Origin of the sequence: Dactylosporangium sp. CA-092794, assembly GCF_050948465.1 — a bacterium.
GTDB lineage: Bacteria > Actinomycetota > Actinomycetes > Mycobacteriales > Micromonosporaceae > Dactylosporangium.
Map to the genome: position 1 here is coordinate 2571181 of NZ_CP192044.1, position 16022 is coordinate 2587202.

Here is a 16022-nt window from a genome sequence, read left to right on the forward strand (position 1 = left end):
GCGCCGCCCGCCCGCTCAGGGCTTGAGCCGGCGGCTCTCGTCCCGCTCCAGTGCGGCGGTGACGCCCCGGTAGACCGGCACGTCGCCGCCGAAGCCGACGATCGAGAACGACTCCGCGACGAGCGGGCCGGGCCCGGCCAGCCGCAGCGACCCGCCGAGCGCGGTCGCGGCGCGGTAGGCCCGCAGCAGGCCGCCCATCGCCGCCGCGTCGCAGATGCGGATCCCGGCGAGGTCCACGACGATCTGCACCGTCCCGGCGCTGAGCAGCTCCAGCACCTCGCGCTCCAGCAGGGCGATCGTGTGGATGTCGAGCACGCCCGAGGCGACCACCACGCCGACCGGCCCCGCCCGCCGCAGCTCGAGCCGCAGCGACCGCCGGCCGCCGCGATGCGGAGGCTCCGACGGAGCCGTTCCACCCATATACGTTGGATACCCGCTCGACCGGCCCGCGGGAGCCGGCCGGTCAGTGACCCGCGTCACTCCTCGCGGGCTGCAGGGCGTCGAGGAACTCCCGGGCCCAGTCGTCGACCGTGCGGGAGAGCACCGCGGCGCGCATGGCCCGCATCCGGGTCGCCCGGTCGTCCGGGCCGGCCCGCAGCGCCGCGCGGACGCCCCGCTTGAGGTCGGCCACGTCGTGCGGGTTGGCCAGGAAGGCGTCGCCGAGCTCAGCCGCCGAGCCGGTGAACTCGCCGAGCTCCTGCCGCAGGCGGCGGGCGCGGTCGCGCACGGCCGGGTCGGCGGCCAGCCGGTCGATCTCCTTGACGCCGATCGAGATCGTAAAGGCCCGGGCGGTGACGGTCCGGCCGCCGGCCTCGACCCGGTCGCCGTCGGGCCGCAGGTCGAGCAGCACCCGGGTCAGCTGCAGGAAGTTAGGGGTCGGTGGGAAGCCCACGAGGTCGGCGCCGAGCAGCCCGCGCAGCACCTCGGCCCGCCCCGGCAGCTCGGGCATATATCCGATTCAGCGACCATAAGTCTCCGCGATCATGCAAGCGACCACGCCGACACCCCGGGTTTCTCATGATCGCGGAGACATACGGTACCCCTGCGTACCGTATGTCTCCGCGATCACGAAAAACGCGTGGTGCACTGGGCCGGTTGAGCATGATCACGGAGACATAAGTCCGAAGTGCCCCGCGGCGGCCGCGCTCCGGCAAGCCCGGCGCTCCTACGGCGGTCGCACATCACCGCCGCCGACCGCCCCTACGCCACGCGACCCCGTGTTGTAACCGTTGGTCGACACGACGACGCCGGGCGGGCTACCAGCCGAAGCGGCGGCGCTGCGGCTGGCGGCCGGTCAGCCGCTGGGCGGTGTCCACGCCCTGGCGGAGCAGGCGGCTGGTGCGCGTCGGGCCGTGCCGGGCCTCGATCCGCTCGCTGACCTTCCGGGCGCCGGCGACGGCCACGGGTACCGCGACCGCGACGACCGCCCACCGGGCAACCGTTTTGCGCAGCATGGCTCCCCTCCCAACGCTTGACGGACGTACCAGTGCGACCTACCCCGCCGGCGGGCCGTCAACCGGTTTAGGGCCGCGGCGGCTTGGTAGAGAAGGCCGGTGCTCAAGGGCTTCAAGAACTTCCTGATGCAGGGCGACCTGATCGTTGTCGCGGTCGGGCTGGTCGTGGCCCTGGCGTTCAGTACCCTGATCAAGGCGTTCACCGACAGCGTCATCACGCCGCTGATCAACGCGCTGGGCGGCGGCGGGGCGGCCGGGAAAGGGGTCGGCTGGACGATCAACGGTCAGCGGATCGACCTCGGCGGGTTCATCGGCGCGCTGGTGTACTTCATCATCTTCATGGCCGTGGTCTACTTTCTGATCGTGGTGCCCTACCGCGCCTACATGCGCCGGCGCGGCAAGACCGTCTTCGGCGACCCGCCGCCGACCAAGACCTGCCCGAGCTGCCGGCTCAATGACCTGCACGTCGACGCGGCCCGGTGCCCGCACTGCACCACCGAGCTCACCCGCACCGGCTGAGCCACCCGCCGGGAGCCTCAGGCGAGCAGGCCGATCAGGCTGTGGGGCGTGTCGTCGCCGAACAGCAGATTGTGCATGTGGGCGCCGTCGGCGGCGGCCTCGGCGCTGCGGGGGAACAGGGCCCGCTCGTATTCGGCGAGCGCGGCCTCGACATCGCCGGGGTGCGCGGCGATGGCCTTGCCGAGTTCGGCGCCGTCGTACATGGCCAGGTTGGCGCCTTCGCCGTTCGGGGCCGAGAGGTGGGCGGCGTCGCCGAGCAGGGTCACCCCCGGCACCCGGTCCCACCGGTGCCCGATCGGCAGGGCGTTGAGGACGCGCAGGACCGGCGCGGTGTCGCTGTCGGTGATCAGCGCGGTGAGCTCCGGCGCCCAGCCGTCGAACTCGCGCGCGATCCGCGCGGTCGCTGCGGCGGTATCGGTGAAGTCGATGCCGGCGAACCAGTCCTGCGGCTTGGACAGCGCCACGTAGGTGTGGAGGGTCCCGCCGCTCTCCCGGTGGGCCTGGATCCCCTTGCCCGGCGCGAGCGCGAAGAACGATCCGCCGCCGACCGTCCGGGCGCTGGCGGGGTGCCGGGTGTCGCCGTCGAACAGGTAGGTCTCGACGAACGACCGGCCGACGTACTCGGGTACCGCGTCGGAGAGCACCGGCCGGACCCGTGACCACGCGCCGTCCGCGCCGACCAGCAGGGTCGCGACGACGCCGGTGCCGTCGGCGAAGGTCACCTCGTGGCGGCCCCCGCCGAGGGCGCGGACGCCGCTGACCTTGTGCCCCCACCGGACGGTGCCGGGCGGGAGCGAGTCGAGCAGGACCTGGCGCAACTCGCCGCGCTGCACCTCGGGGCGTCCGCCCGTGCCGTCGTCGGGCTGGTCGAGCAGGACGGTCCCGTCCCGGTCGAGGACCCGCATCGCCTGGCGGCCCTCCAGGATGAGGGCGCGGAACTCGTCGAACAGGCCCGCCGCCCGCAGGGCCGGTTGGCCGTTGTCGTCGTGGATGTCGAGCATCCCGCCCTGCGTGCGCGCGGTCGGGGAGGGCTCCGCCTCGTAGACCGTGGCCGGGATCCCGTGGACGTGCAGGACGCGGGCCAGCGTGAGGCCGCCGAGGCCGGCGCCGATGATCGTGACGTGGGTGTGCATGGTGGCCGCCCCTTTCGCGGTCGAGGCCGCCTCTGGAATGTTGTTCCACTCATGCTGGAACGACATTCCATAACTGTCAAGGGCGGCTGCTACCGGAGGCCGGCGATGCCCGCGAGGATGAGATCGAGGCCGGCCAGGAACTGCGCGCGGTCGTCGTGGTCGCGCAACTGGCCGGCGATGTTGCGGATGAAGGGGTACCTGCCGGGATCGAGGCTTGCCCACACGGCCGACTCGGCGCCGAGGACGTCGCTGCGGTTCGTGCCCGGCTCCTGCGCGCGGGCGTTCGCGGCGTTCTGCCCGGCGACGCCGAGGATGTAGTTGAGCAACGCCGATGCCGCGTCGAACTGGGCGGTGCCGGGAACGCCGAGCGCCTGGACCTGCTGCCCGATCCGTTCGAAGATCTGCAGCGTCGCCGACTGTGACGCGACCCGGGCCAGCTGCGCGCCGATCCAGGGGTGCGCGTCGATGGCGTCGAAGACGCCGAGCGCGACCGTGCGGATCGTGGCCTCCGGCGTGTCCCCGGCGGCGTCCGCGGTCGTCACGCCGGCGAGGACGGCGTCGGTGGCGGCGGCGAGCAGCTCGCTCTTGTTCGTCACGTGCCAGTAGATCGCGCCCGGACCGGTCCGCAGCTGCGCGCTGAGCGCGCGGAAGGTCAACCCGCCCTCTCCCGCCGTGTCGAGCATCTCGACGGCGGCGTCGACGATGCGCTCCCGGGAGAGGGCGTCCTCGCGCCGCTCGGTGTGCCGCGTCCTGGTCGCCATGCACCCATCTTGACATGCCTGGAACGCCGATCCAAACTGGCATTGGAACGCCGCTCCAGAGGTATGTCCGAATAATTGCCGTTTCCCGAAGGGGGTCTCCCGATGACTGTCAACGCCGCGCGCGCCACCTCGCTGCGGGCCGTGTGGCCCGCGCTCCTCGGCCTGTCGGTCGTCTTCCTGGTGGAGATGCTCGACAACTCCGTGCTCAACGTGGCGCTGCCGACCATCGCGCGCGACCTGCACGCCTCGGCCTCGGACCTGCAGTGGATCGCCTCCGGGTACTCACTGCTCTTCGGCGGCCTGATGATCGCATTCGGCGCCGTCGCCGACCGGTTCGGCACCCGCCGGGTGCTGCTGATCGGGCTGTGCCTGTTCGCCCTCGCCAGCCTCGCCGTCCTGGCGGTGCGCACGCCGGGCGAGCTCGTCGCCGTCCGGGCCGCGATCGGCGTCGCCGCCGCCATGACCGCGCCCGGGACCATGGCCCTGTGCTTCCGCCTGTTCGACGAGGAGAACCTCCTGATGCGGGCGACCGCCCTGATCTCCACGGTCGGCCTCGTCGGCCTGGCCGTGGGACCCACCCTGGGCGGCCTGGTCCTGCAGGTCCTGCCCTGGCCGGCGCTGCTGGCGCTCAACGTGCCCGTCGCCGTGCTCGCGGCGATGTGCATCCGCTTCGGCATCCCGGCCGACGACCCGGCCCACCGCAATCCCGCGCCGCTCGACCTGCCCGGCGCCCTGCTCGGCACGGTCACGATCATCCTCGCACTGTGGACGGCCACCCTGGCCGTCGAGGACGGATGGAGCCGGGCCACGCCCTGGCTGGCCGGCGCCGGCGCCCTGGCCGGCGCGCTCGCCTTCGTCGTGCGTGAGCGGCGCACGGCCCACCCGATGTTCGACTTCGCCCTGCTCCGGCGCCCGCAGGTGTCGGCCAGCCTCGCCTACCAGGCCGCGCTCGGCCTCGGCCTGGCCGCCCTCTCCTTCAGCGTCTCGCTCCAGCTCCAGCTGGTCTGGGGATGGTCACCGGCGGAGGCCGCGCTCGGCAACCTCCCGCAGGTCGTCACCATGATCGCGATCGGGCCGCTCGTGGAGAGGTTCGCGGCGAAACTCGGCACCCACCGCGCCGGTCCCATCGGCGCGGCGGCGGTCATCGCCGGCCTGCTCCTCTACGCCTTCCTCGGCCGGTACCACTACGTGTGGATCGCCGTCGCGCTCGTGCTCGCCGCCGCCGGCATGCGCGTCGTCATGATCATCGCGACCGTCACCGTCATGCGCGGCCTCCCGGAGGACCGGACCTCCATCGGCGCCGCCCTCATCGACACCAGCCAGGAGGTCGCGACCAGCATCGGCATGGCCGTCACCGGCACCATCGTCGCCGCCGCCCTCGCCGGCTCGCTGGCGGACATCGGCACCAGCGCGGCCGGCGCCCACACCTTCGAGAACGCCGTCACCGTCGCGACCGTGGCCCTCACCGCCGTCTGCGCCGCGCTCGTCATCTGGGCCGCCATCCGCAGCGCCAAGGCCCCCGCCGGCAGTGAGGGCACTTCCGCGTAAGGGATGGTGCTGCATGTCACGGCGCGCTCCTTACTGAGACTTGTATCCTGACGGAAATCGTTCAGCAATGCGCGCCGAACGATCAAGCCGAAGGATGGTCGCGATGAGCGCCGCACCAGCAACCCCGGGCCGGCCCCGCGACCCGGACGTGGACCGCCGGATCGCCCGGGCCGCCCTGGAGGTGTTCGGCGACGCGGGCTGGGCCGGATTCGCGATGGAGACCGTCGCGCGCCGCGCCGGCGTCGGCAAGGCCTCGCTCTACCTGCGCTGGAGCACCAAGGAGGCGCTGCTGACCGACGCGCTGGTCAACGGGCTGCCGCGGATCAGCGACGTCGACACCGGGACCATCCACGGCGACCTGGTGGAGCTGGCCACCCAGATGCTCGGCCTCTACGCGGGCGGCTTCAGCCGGGCCGCGCTACGCCTCGCCCTGGAGGCGGGCGCGATCCCGGGGGTCGGCGAGCACTACGAGGCGATGCGGCGGGAACAGATCCGGGCCGCCCGGGCCATCGTCCGCCGGGGCATCGCCCGCGGCGAGCTGCCCGGCACCGCCTCGGTCACCATGCTGCTGGACACCCTGACCGGAGGCGCGATGATGCACGCACTGAGCAGCCCGCCGGACCGGCGCGCGGCCCTGGCCAACGACACGGCGGGCCACGCCCGGCGGCTGGTCGACTTCCTGCTGCACGCCGTCACCGCGCCCGTGGGGAGCGGCGCATGATCGTCACCGGAACCGGGCAGCGCGAGGCCTGGCAGCGCGGGGTCCTGCCGGCGGTCGAAGAGGTCCGCCCCGACGTGTGGTCGATCCCGGTGCCGATCCCGCGCAGCCCGCTGCGGTACACCCTGAGCTACGCCTTCCTCGACGACGACGGCGTCATCGTGGTCGACCCCGGCTGGGACAGCCCCGAGGGCCGGGCGGCGGTGACGGCCGGCCTCGAGGCGGCCGGCGCTGGCCTCGGCGACGTGGCCGGCGTCGTCGTCACCCACGTGCACCCCGACCACCACGGGCTCAGCGGATGGCTGCGCGAGCGGAGCGGTGCCTGGATCGGCATGCACCCGATCGAGGCGCGGACGCTGCCCGGCCGGTTGTGGCGGGAGCACCGGCCGGAGACCGACCGGGCCTGGCTGGTGGAGAACGGGGTACCCGACGAGGAACTGCCGAAGCTGACCCTGGATCCGGAGCGGATCGGCGGCATCCTCGACATGGCCGAGCCGGACCGGATGATCGAGGACGGCGACCTGCTGCCGATCGCCCGGCACGAAGTGCGCGCGATCTGGACTCCCGGGCACACGCCCGGCCACCTCTGCCTGCACGAGGCCGGCGCCGGCATCCTGCTCACCGGCGACCACATGCTGCCCCGGATCAGCCCCAACATCGGCGTGCAGACCGCCGCCGACGGCGACCCGCTCGGCGCCTACCTGGCGTCGCTGGAGCAGACCGCCAAGTTCGCCGCGGACGAGGCGCTGCCGGCGCACGAGTACCGCTTCCGCGGCATCGACGCCCGCGCCGCCGACCTGATCCGCCACCACGACGAGCGCGGCCAGGAGCTGCTGGGCGTGATCGACGCTCAGGGGTCGCCGACCACCTGGGCCGTCGCGTCCGCGCTGACCTGGTCGCGCGGCTGGGACACGCTGCAGGGCGTGATGCGCCGCATGGCCCTCGCCGAGACCCTCGCGCACCTGCACCGCCTGGTGGCCGCGGGCGTCGTGCGCCGCGTCGAGGGCCCTTCGGCCCGCTGGCACCGCCTGCCCCGCGACTGACACCGCCGCGCGGCGCGGTCCCCCCTTTGGCGCGCCCCGGTCATGGCCGCCGCCCGGCCGCGGCGGGCATGCTGCGGCGAGGCGGAGTTCCGAGGAGGCGCGGTGGACACGGTTGACCGGCTGGCTGCAGCACGCAGCCTGTGCGAGCTGTTCCAGGGCACGGCGGCGGCCCAGGCCGACCGCGTCGCCCTGCGCGACGCCGAAGGCACCGTCGAGCTGACCTGGCGCGGCTATGCCGACCGGGTCCGCAGCGTCGCGGCCGGGCTGGCCCGGGCCGGGGTGCGCCGCGGCGACACCGTCGCGCTGATGCTCACCAACCGGCCCGAGTTCCACCTCGTCGACCTGGCGGTGCTGCACCTGGGCGCGACGCCGTTCTCGGTGTACAACACCAGCGCGCCCGAGCAGGTCGCCTACCTGTTCGCCAACGCCGGCAACCGGGTCGTGGTCACCGAGGGCCAGTTCCTGCCGGCGATCCGCGCGGCCGGCGGCGCGATCGAGCGGATCGTCTGCGTCGACGACACCGCCGGCGACGGCGTGGAGCGCCTCGCCGACCTCGAGGCGGCCCCCGGCCCGGTGCCCGATCTCGACGCCGCCTGGCGGGCCGTCGGGCCGGACGACGTGGCCACCGTCATCTACACCTCCGGCACGACCGGCCGGCCGAAGGGCGTCGAGCTGACCCACGGCGCGGTGCTGGCCAGCCTGCGCGCCGGGCAGGAGCTGCCCTTCCTGGCCGCCGGCTCGGACCGGGGCCGGCTGGTCTCCTACCTGCCGGACGCGCACGTCGCCAACCGCCACCTCGGCCACTACCTGGCGCTGGCCGCCGGCGCGTCGATCACCACCGTCGCCGACGGCCGGCAGGTCGCGGCCGCGCTCACCGGCATCCGGCCGACCGTGTTCCTCGGCGTACCGGCGCTGTGGAACCGGCTCAAGGCGGCGATCGAGCAGTCCCTGGACGCGCTGCCGCCCAGGCGCCGCCGGCTCGCCCGCTGGGCCCTGGCCACCGGCCGCGCCGCCGCCGAGCGCGAGACGTCCGGCCGCCGCCTGCCCGGGCCGCTGCGGGCGCGGCGGTTCGCCGCCGACCGGCTGGTGCTGCGCCGGATGCGCCGCCGCCTCGGCCTGGACGAGTCGCTGGCCACGATCACCGGTGCCGCGCCGATCTCCCCGGACGTGGTCATGTTCTTCCTGTCGCTGGGCATCGAGCTGTGCGAGGGCTGGGCGATGTCGGAGACGTCCGCCGCCGGCGCGATCAACGAGCCCGGCACCATCCGGCCCGGCAGCGTCGGCCGGCCGATGGCCGGGCTCGAGGTGCGCGTGGCCGAGGACGGCGAGCTGCTGCTGCGCGGGCCGTCATTGATGCGGGGGTACCGCGGGGAGCCCGCCCTGACCGCCGAGGCGATCGACGCCGAGGGCTGGCTGCACACCGGCGACGTGGGCACGGTCGACGCCGGCGGCTACGTGACGATCCTCGACCGCAAGAAAGAGCTGATCATCAACACCAGCGGCAAGAACATGTCGCCGAGCGCGATCGAGAACGCGGTGCTCGCCGCCTGCCCGCTGGCCGGCGCGGTCATGGCCGTCGGCGACCGGCGCAAGTACGTGGTCGCGCTCATCACGCTGGACCCCGACGCGGCGCGCCGCCTGGCCGGCCCGGGCGTGGACGGCGCCGCGCTCGCCGCCGACCCGCGGGTGCTCGCCGCCGTGCGCGACGGCGTGGCCAAGGCCAACGCGAAGCTCTCCCGGGTCGAGCAGATCAAGACCTTCACGGTCCTGCCCGGCCCGTGGGCGCCCGGCGGGGACGAGCTCACCCCGACCATGAAGCTGCGCCGCCAGGCGATCCTGGCCAAGTACGCGGCCGAGATCGACGCCCTCTACGACCCGCCCACGCGCGAAGGGACAACCGCCATGACCACGACCGTCCGGCCGGACCGGGCCGAGCCGCGGGGGAGGGCGGCATGAGGCTCGGGATCTCGCTCGGCTACGCCGGCTCGCCCGCCCCGGAGCTGGCCGGCGCCATCGCCGGCGCCCAGCGGCTGGGCTACGAGTCGATCTGGGCCTCCGAGGCCTACGGCGCCGACGCCCTCACGCCGCTGAGCTGGTACGGCAGCGCCGCCCCCGGCATGCGGCTGGGCACGGCCATCGTGCAGATGTCGGCGCGCACCCCGACGGCGACCGCGATGGCGGCCATGACCCTGGACCACCTCAGCGGCGGCCGGGCGGTGCTCGGCCTCGGCGTGTCCGGGCCGCAGGTGGTCGAGGGCTGGTACGGCCAGCCGTACCGGCAGCCGCTGGCCCGCACCCGCGAGTACGTCGACGTGGTCCGCCGGGTCGTGCGCCGCGAGGTGGTCGAGACGTCCGGCGCGCACTATCCGGTGCCGCTGCCCGGCGGCACCGGGCTGGGCAAGCCGCTGCGCTCGACGATCCACCCGCTGCGGCCGCGGATCCCGATCCTGCTCGCCGCCGAGGGGCCGAAGAACGTCGCGCTCGCCGCGGAGATCGCCGACGGCTGGATCCCGCTGTTCTACTGCCCGTACGACGACGCGCTGTACCGCGAGAGCCTCCGGGAGGGCTTCGCCCGCCGCGACGGCGGGGCGCCCGCCGACTTCGAGGTCGCCTGCCTGGTCAGCGTCGAGTTCGCCGACGACGTCGAGGAGGCCGCCGACCGGGTGCGGCCGATGCTGGCGCTCTACATCGGCGGCATGGGCGCGCGCGGCGCCAACTTCCACTACGAGGTCTTCGCGCGGATGGGCTTCGAGGAGCAGTGCGTGAAGATCCAGGACGCCTACCTGGCCGGCCGCCGGGCCGACGCGATCGCCGCCGTGACCACGCCGATGGTCGAGCGGGTGGCGCTGGTCGGGCCGCCGGCGAAGGTCGCCGACGAGCTGGCCGCCTGGAAGGATTCGCTGGTCACCACGATGCTCGTCTGGGGCGGCGAGGACAAGCTCGCCACCCTCGCGGAACTCGTTCTCTGAAAGGGCAAGCATGCGCCGAGTGCTCTACGAACCCGACCACGAGACGTACCGCGAGAGCGTGCGCGCCTTCCTGCACAAGGAGGTCGTGCCGAACTACGCCGAGTGGGAGCGGGCCGGGATCGTCCCGCGCTCGCTGTTCACCACCGCCGCCGACCTCGGCATGTTCGCCGCGGTGCCGGTCGAGTACGGCGGGGCGGGCGTCGAGGACTTCCGCTACAACGCCGTCGTGCTGGAGGAGGCGGCCGACGCGGCCGTGGCGGGCGCGATCGCCGGACCGTCGCTGCAGTCGGACATCGTCCTGCCGTACCTGCTGAAGCTCACCGACGACGAGCAGCGGCGGCGCTGGCTGCCCGGCGTCGCCGCGGGCACGACCATCACCGCGGTGGCCATGACCGAGCCCGGCACCGGCTCCGACCTGGCCGGCATCCGCACCACGGCGGTCCGCGACGGCGACCACTACGTCGTCGACGGGGCGAAGACGTTCATCAGCAACGGCATCAACGCCGACCTGGTCGTGGCCGCGGTGCGCACCGGCGAGCACCCGCACCGCGGGCTGAGCCTGCTGGTGATCGAGCGCGGCATGCCGGGCTTCGCCCGCGGCCGCAACCTCGACAAGGCCGGCAACCACGCCCAGGACACCGCCGAGCTGTTCTTCGACGGCGTGCGGGTGCCGGTCGCCAACCGGCTCGGCGCGGAGGGCGCCGGCTTCGCCGGGCTCGCCGGCAACCTGGTCCGCGAGCGGGTGGCGATCGCGGTGTCGGCCGTCGCCCAGGCGAGCGCGGCGCTGGACTGGACCGTGGACTACGTGCGGCAGCGCAAGGTGTTCGGCGCGCCGATCGGCGCCCTGCAGAACACCCGGTTCCGCCTGGCGGAGCTGGCCACCGAGGTCGAGCTGGCCCGGCACTTCGTGGACCGCTGCGTGCTGGAGCTCAACGCCGGCGCGCTCGGCGCGGTCGACGCGGCGAAGGCGAAGTGGTGGACGACCGAGATGCTGGGCCGGGTCGTGGACGCGTGCGTGCAGCTGCACGGCGGCTACGGCTACATGCTGGAGTACCCCATCGCCCGGGCGTTCCTCGACGCGCGGATCAGCCGCATCTACGGCGGGAGTACCGAAATCATGAAGGAGATCATCGGCCGCTCGCTGGACCTGGCCGGGGCGGAGCCGCGGTGACCGGCCCGCTGGACGGCGTCACCGTGGTCGAGCTGGCCGGCATCGGGCCGTGCCCGTTCGCCGGCATGCTCCTGGCCGAGATGGGCGCCGACGTGATCCGGGTCGACCGGCCCGGCGGCAACTTCCTCACCCCGCGCGCCCCGGAGGCGGACCTGCTCGGCCGGGGCAAGCGCACGGTCGAGCTGGACCTGAAGACGCCCGAGGGGCGGGAGCGGCTGGCCGCCCTGTGCGACGGCGCGGACGTGCTCATCGAAGGTTTCCGGCCCGGGGTGGCCGAGCGGCTCGGCCTGGCCCCGGAGGCGCTGTGGGAGCGCAATCCGCGGCTGGTGTACGGCCGGATGACCGGCTGGGGCCAGACCGGCCCGGCCGCGCACACCGCCGGCCACGACATCGCCTACCTCGCGCCCACCGGCGCGCTGCACGCGATCGGCCCGGCCGGCGGAGCGCCGCAGATCCCGCTCAACGTCGTCGGCGACCTCGGCGGCGGCGCGACCTACCTGGTCATGGGTGTGCTCGCGGCGCTGCTGGAGGCCCGCCGCACCGGCCGCGGCCAGGTCGTCGACGCGGCGATCGTGGACGGCGCGGCACACCTGCTCGGCATCGTCCACAGCCTGCTCGCCGACGGGCGCTGGCGCGACGAGCGCGGCGCCAACCTGCTCGACGGCGGCGCCCCGTTCTACGCCGTCTACGAGACCGCCGACGCCCGGCACATGGCCGTCGGCGCGATCGAGCCGCAGTTCTTCGCCGAGCTGGTCCGGGTGCTCGGCATCGACGCCGGCCCCGCCGACCAGCTGGACGAGGCCCGCTGGCCGGCCCTGCGCGAGCGGCTCGCCGCCGCGTTCGCCACCCGCACCCAGGCCGAGTGGACCGCGGCGTTCGACGGCACCGACGCCTGCGTGGCCCCGGTCCTGTCGCTGCGCGAGGCCGCCACCCACCCACACCTGGCCGCCCGGCGGTCGCTGGTCGAGGTCGAGGGGGTACTCCAGGCGATGCCCGCCCCGCGCTTCTCCCGGCACCCGCAGGAGCACCCGGCGCCCCTGTCCCGGCCGGTACCCCCGTGAACAGGCAAACTGGACCGATGGACCTCGGCGAGCTGGGCACGTTTCTCAAATCACGGCGCGACCGGATCGACCCCACGGACGTGGGGCTCGGCGCCGGCGCCCGGCGCCGGGTGCGCGGCCTGCGGCGGGAGGAGGTCGCGCTGCTCGCCGGCGCGTCCGTCGACTACTACACCCAGCTCGAGCAGGGCCGCGGCGCCCAGCCGTCGGAGCAGATGCTCGACGCGCTGGCCCGCACCCTGCGGCTGGGCCCCGACGAGCGGGAATACCTCTACAACCTCGCCGGCCGCCCCCTCCCGGCCGCCGCGGGCCCGGTGGCGACCATCCAGCCGGCCATGCTGGACCTGCTCGACCGGCTGGCGGGCACCCCGGCACAGGTCATGACCGACCTGGGCGTGACCCTCGTGCAGAACCCGCTCGCGGTCGCCCTGCTCGGCCGGCCACATCCCGGCCCGGGCGCGATGGCGAGCGACATCTACCGGTGGTTCACGGAACCGTCGTTTCGCCGGCGGTACCACCCGGAAGAGCACGAACACCAGTCGCGCGTCTTCGTGGCGGACCTGCGGGCGGCGGTCGGCCGCCGCGGGCCCGACCCCATGGCCGGCGAGCTCGTGTCGGCCCTGCGGCGCGACAGCCCCGAGTTCGACGCGCTCTGGCGCCGCCACGACGTCGCCGTCCGCCGGCGGGACCGCAAGCGGCTCGTGCACCAGGCGCTGGGCGTCATGGAGCTGATCTGCCACTCGCTGCTGAGCGAGGACCGCACGCAGCGGCTCCTGTGGTTCACCGCCCCGCCCGGCACCGAGGCGGTCGACCAGCTCGAGCTGCTGTCGGTGATCGGCGCGCCGGACGCGCCCGCCGCGACCGGCGCGGAGCGTGAGTCGCCGGTGCGGTGAGCGGATCCTGGTGCCGGCAACGCTAGGACAAACGCCGCCTGTTCACCGCCGGCCGCCCGGGCCAGCCTTGAGGGCGTGAAGATCTCCGGAAACACCATCTTCGTCCCCGGCGCCACCGCCGGTATCGGTCTCGCCCTCGCCCTGGAGCTGCGGGCCCGGGGCAACACGGTCATCGTCGGCGGCCGCCGCGCCGAGGCGCTGGAGCGCATCGCCGGCGAGCACCCCGGCATCGACACGGTGCGGATCGACACCGCCGACCCGGCGAGCATCGCCGGCGCCGTCCGGCAGGTCCTGGACCGCCACCCCGACCTCAACGTGCTGGTCGCGATGGCCGGCATCGCCAACGTCGAGGACTGGCACCGGCCCGGGTCGTTCCTCGCCTCGGCCGAGCAGGTGATCACCACCAACGTGCTCGGCCCGATCCGGCTGATCGCCGCGTTCATCGAGCACCTGCGGGCGCAGCCGGACGCCACCGTCGTCACCGTCTCCTCGGGCCTGGCCTTCGCGCCGCTGGCCGCGACCCCGAGCTACAACGCCTCCAAGGCCGCCATCCACATGCTGAGCGAGTCGATCCGGCTACAGCTGGCCGACACCAGCGTGCGGGTGGTGGAGCTGGTGCCGCCGGCGGTGCGGACCGCCCTGCTGCCCGGCCAGGAGAACTCCGCGACCGCGATGCCGCTGGACGAGTACATCGCCGAGGCCACGGCGCTGCTGGAGTCGCAGCCCGACGCCCGGGAGATTCTCGTCGAGCGGGTGAAGTTCCTGCGCTACGGCGAGGCCCGCGGCGACTACGACCACGTCGTGAAGGTCCTCAACGCCAGCGACCCGCACGGCAAATAGGCCACGTCCCGGTCGGGAAGGCGTCACGGCTGCGGGAGGAGGCGGTCGATGCCGAACTCGAAGCGGCCGTCGAACGACGCCTCGGTCAGCATGGGTAGCACCCGCCGCAGCGCAGGCCGGTCGCCCACGGACAGGTCGTCGCTGAAGCGGCCGGGCAGGGCCTGCTCCTCCTGGGTCAGGCCGAGGATGAAGTAGACGAGGCTCCAGCAGGTCCAGGCGGCCTCCCCTGCCGAGAGGCCGCCGGCGAGCAGCGCGGCGACCAGGGTCTCGGCGAAGTCCAGGGTGGCCGGCTCGGCCGCATACGTGCCGGCCACCACGGCGGCGCCGTCGCGGTGGGCGAGCAGGCCGCGCCGGTAGCGGCGGGCGATCTCGGCGGCCCGGTCCCGCCAGTGCTCCGGCAGGTCGTCGAGCGCGATGCCGCCGACGATCGCGTCGGCCATCAGCTCCAGCAGCCGGGCCTTGCTCTTGGCGTGCCACAGCACGGTGTTCATCCGGACGCCGAGCCGCTGCGCGATGGCGCGCATCGTCACATGGTCGGCGCCGTGCTCGTCGAGGATCGCCAGGGCGGCGCGTACCACATCCGCTTGACTCTTGGTCACTGACCTAGTGTACTCGGGCCTACCGGTATTGGTCAGTGACCAAGGGAGGAACCCATGCAGGACGTCGTCATCGTGGGCGCCGGGCCGACCGGCCTGTGGCTCGCCGGGGAGCTGCGGCTGGGCGGGGCGTCCGTCACGGTGCTGGAAACCAGGCCGGCCCGCGACCCCAACTCCAAGGCGCTCACGATCCATCCCCGCACGATCGAGCTCCTCGACTGCCGCGGCATCGTGGAGCCGTTCCTGGCCGAGGGCATCCGCATCCCGAACGGGCACTTCGGCGGGCTGCCGGACCGGATGGACTTCTCGGTGCTCGACACGCCCTTCCCGTTCACCCTCGCCCTGCTGCAGGCCCGCACCGAGGAACTGCTGGAGGCCCGGGCCGCCGGCCTCGGTGCGACCATCCGGCGCGGCCGCGAGGTCACCGGCCTGACCGGCGGCGGCGTCGAGCTGGCCGGCGGCGAGACCGTCGCGGCCCGCTACGTGGTCGGCTGCGACGGCGCCCGCAGCACGGTCCGGGCCGCCGCCGGCATCGACTTCCCGGGCACCGACGCCACCGCGTGGGGCTGGCTCGGCGACGTCGTGCTCGGCGCGCCGCCCGAGCGCGGCTTCGCCAGCATCGCCGGCGTGGCCGGCGGCCTGATGGTCGTGCCGCTGCCCGGCGGGATCCACCGCATCGTCGGCGGGGACCCCTCCGGCAACCGGCCCGACTGGCCCGGCGAGCTCACCATGGACGAGTTCCGGGCGACGGTCACCCGCATCGCCGGCACCGACTTCGGCATGCGCGACCCCGTGTGGCTGTCCCGGTTCGGCAACGCGACCCGGCAGGCGGCCGCCTACCGCAAGGGCCGCGTCCTGCTGGCCGGGGACGCCGCCCACGTGCACTTCCCGACCGGCGGCGTCGGCATGAACGTCGGCATCCAGGACGCACACAACCTCGGCTGGAAGCTCGCCGCAGTGGTCGCCGGCCGCGCGGACGAGGCGCTGCTCGACACCTACCACGAGGAGCGCCACCCGGTCGGCGCGGAGCTGCTGCGGCACACCCGGGCGCAGACCGCGCTGATGACCACGTACTCGCCCGAGGGGCAGGCGCTGCGGTCCGTGCTGAGCGGGCTGATCGCCGCCGCGCCCGACATGTCACGGGAGCTCGCCGAGCGGCTGTCCGGGCTGAGCGTCGCCTACGCGACCGGCAAACGCGTCCGCAACCTGCGGCTCGCCGGCGGCGGCACGCTGTTCGAGCGGCTGCGGGCCGGCACGCACGTCGAGACCGAGGAGGGACTCGTGCGACCCGACGGCCACCTCGCGTGACGGCCGGCCGG

Annotated in this window: 17 protein-coding genes; 11 read left to right on the forward strand and 6 right to left on the reverse strand. The window is 74.2% G+C overall.

Annotated features, from left to right (window positions below; all coding sequences use genetic code 11):
• Positions 1 to 15 precede the first annotated feature (15 nt).
• The 3 genes from ACQPXD_RS11350 to ACQPXD_RS11360 form a co-directional block, all read right to left on the reverse strand.
• Positions 16 to 420 (reverse strand): STAS domain-containing protein, encoded by a 405-nt coding sequence (locus ACQPXD_RS11350; RefSeq protein WP_432837473.1) that lies wholly within the window; start codon positions 418 to 420, stop codon positions 16 to 18.
• A 43-nt stretch (positions 421 to 463) separates the two neighbouring features.
• Entirely contained in the window at positions 464 to 949 is a 486-nt protein-coding gene (locus ACQPXD_RS11355) for a trehalose-6-phosphate synthase (RefSeq protein WP_432837475.1), read from the reverse strand.
• A gap of 307 nt (positions 950 to 1256) precedes the next feature.
• Entirely contained in the window at positions 1257 to 1454 is a 198-nt protein-coding gene (locus ACQPXD_RS11360) for a hypothetical protein (protein ID WP_432837477.1), read from the reverse strand.
• A gap of 99 nt (positions 1455 to 1553) precedes the next feature.
• Between ACQPXD_RS11360 and ACQPXD_RS11365 the strand changes: the two genes are divergently transcribed.
• Positions 1554 to 1973 carry an MscL family protein gene (locus ACQPXD_RS11365; protein ID WP_432837479.1) on the forward strand — a complete coding sequence of 140 codons (420 nt, stop codon included), beginning with the start codon at positions 1554 to 1556 and terminating at the stop codon, positions 1971 to 1973.
• Between the two features lie 17 nt (positions 1974 to 1990).
• On the opposite strand, the gene ACQPXD_RS11370 is transcribed toward ACQPXD_RS11365, so the two are convergent.
• Positions 1991 to 3172, reverse strand: a complete 1182-nt coding sequence (locus ACQPXD_RS11370; protein WP_432837481.1) for an FAD-dependent oxidoreductase — start codon at positions 3170 to 3172, stop codon at positions 1991 to 1993.
• 23 nt (positions 3173 to 3195) lie between these two features.
• Positions 3196 to 3867 carry a TetR/AcrR family transcriptional regulator gene (locus ACQPXD_RS11375; RefSeq protein WP_432837483.1) on the reverse strand — a complete coding sequence of 224 codons (672 nt, stop codon included), beginning with the start codon at positions 3865 to 3867 and terminating at the stop codon, positions 3196 to 3198.
• 102 nt (positions 3868 to 3969) lie between these two features.
• On the opposite strand from ACQPXD_RS11375, the gene ACQPXD_RS11380 reads away from it, so the two are divergent.
• From ACQPXD_RS11380 to ACQPXD_RS11420, 9 genes are all read left to right on the forward strand, one after another.
• Positions 3970 to 5415 carry an MFS transporter gene (locus tag ACQPXD_RS11380; protein ID WP_432837485.1) on the forward strand — a complete coding sequence of 482 codons (1446 nt, stop codon included), beginning with the start codon at positions 3970 to 3972 and terminating at the stop codon, positions 5413 to 5415.
• Between the two features lie 103 nt (positions 5416 to 5518).
• On the forward strand, positions 5519 to 6136 hold the full coding sequence (locus ACQPXD_RS11385) for a TetR/AcrR family transcriptional regulator (protein WP_432837487.1): 618 nt from the start codon (positions 5519 to 5521) through the stop codon (positions 6134 to 6136).
• A complete protein-coding gene (locus tag ACQPXD_RS11390; RefSeq protein ID WP_432837489.1) occupies positions 6133 to 7176 on the forward strand; it encodes an MBL fold metallo-hydrolase in 1044 nt (347 codons plus the stop codon). The genes ACQPXD_RS11385 and ACQPXD_RS11390 overlap by 4 nt, the downstream gene beginning before the upstream one ends.
• Before the next feature lie 102 nt (positions 7177 to 7278).
• Positions 7279 to 9132, forward strand: coding sequence for an AMP-dependent synthetase/ligase (locus tag ACQPXD_RS11395; RefSeq protein WP_432837491.1), 1854 nt, complete (start codon positions 7279 to 7281; stop codon positions 9130 to 9132).
• Positions 9129 to 10145 carry an LLM class F420-dependent oxidoreductase gene (locus ACQPXD_RS11400; protein ID WP_432837493.1) on the forward strand — a complete coding sequence of 339 codons (1017 nt, stop codon included), beginning with the start codon at positions 9129 to 9131 and terminating at the stop codon, positions 10143 to 10145. Before ACQPXD_RS11395 ends, ACQPXD_RS11400 begins: the two co-directional genes overlap by 4 nt.
• A 10-nt stretch (positions 10146 to 10155) precedes the next feature.
• Positions 10156 to 11316, forward strand: coding sequence for an acyl-CoA dehydrogenase family protein (locus ACQPXD_RS11405; protein ID WP_432837495.1), 1161 nt, complete (start codon positions 10156 to 10158; stop codon positions 11314 to 11316).
• The gene (locus ACQPXD_RS11410; RefSeq protein WP_432837496.1) at positions 11313 to 12377 is read left to right on the forward strand and encodes a CaiB/BaiF CoA transferase family protein; all 1065 of its coding nucleotides are present in this window, start codon (positions 11313 to 11315) and stop codon (positions 12375 to 12377) included. Before ACQPXD_RS11405 ends, ACQPXD_RS11410 begins: the two co-directional genes overlap by 4 nt.
• Positions 12378 to 12394: 17 nt before the next feature.
• Positions 12395 to 13267: a helix-turn-helix transcriptional regulator gene (locus ACQPXD_RS11415; protein ID WP_432837498.1), complete on the forward strand. Its 873-nt coding sequence runs from the start codon at positions 12395 to 12397 to the stop codon at positions 13265 to 13267.
• A gap of 75 nt (positions 13268 to 13342) precedes the next feature.
• On the forward strand, positions 13343 to 14107 hold the full coding sequence (locus ACQPXD_RS11420) for an SDR family oxidoreductase (RefSeq protein WP_432837500.1): 765 nt from the start codon (positions 13343 to 13345) through the stop codon (positions 14105 to 14107).
• A gap of 23 nt (positions 14108 to 14130) precedes the next feature.
• Here ACQPXD_RS11420 and ACQPXD_RS11425 read toward each other — a convergent pair whose 3' ends face one another.
• Positions 14131 to 14706, reverse strand: a complete 576-nt coding sequence (locus ACQPXD_RS11425; protein WP_432837502.1) for a TetR/AcrR family transcriptional regulator C-terminal domain-containing protein — start codon at positions 14704 to 14706, stop codon at positions 14131 to 14133.
• A 54-nt stretch (positions 14707 to 14760) separates the two neighbouring features.
• On the opposite strand from ACQPXD_RS11425, the gene ACQPXD_RS11430 reads away from it, so the two are divergent.
• Positions 14761 to 16011: an FAD-dependent monooxygenase gene (locus ACQPXD_RS11430; RefSeq protein ID WP_432837504.1), complete on the forward strand. Its 1251-nt coding sequence runs from the start codon at positions 14761 to 14763 to the stop codon at positions 16009 to 16011.
• Positions 16012 to 16022 lie beyond the last annotated feature (11 nt).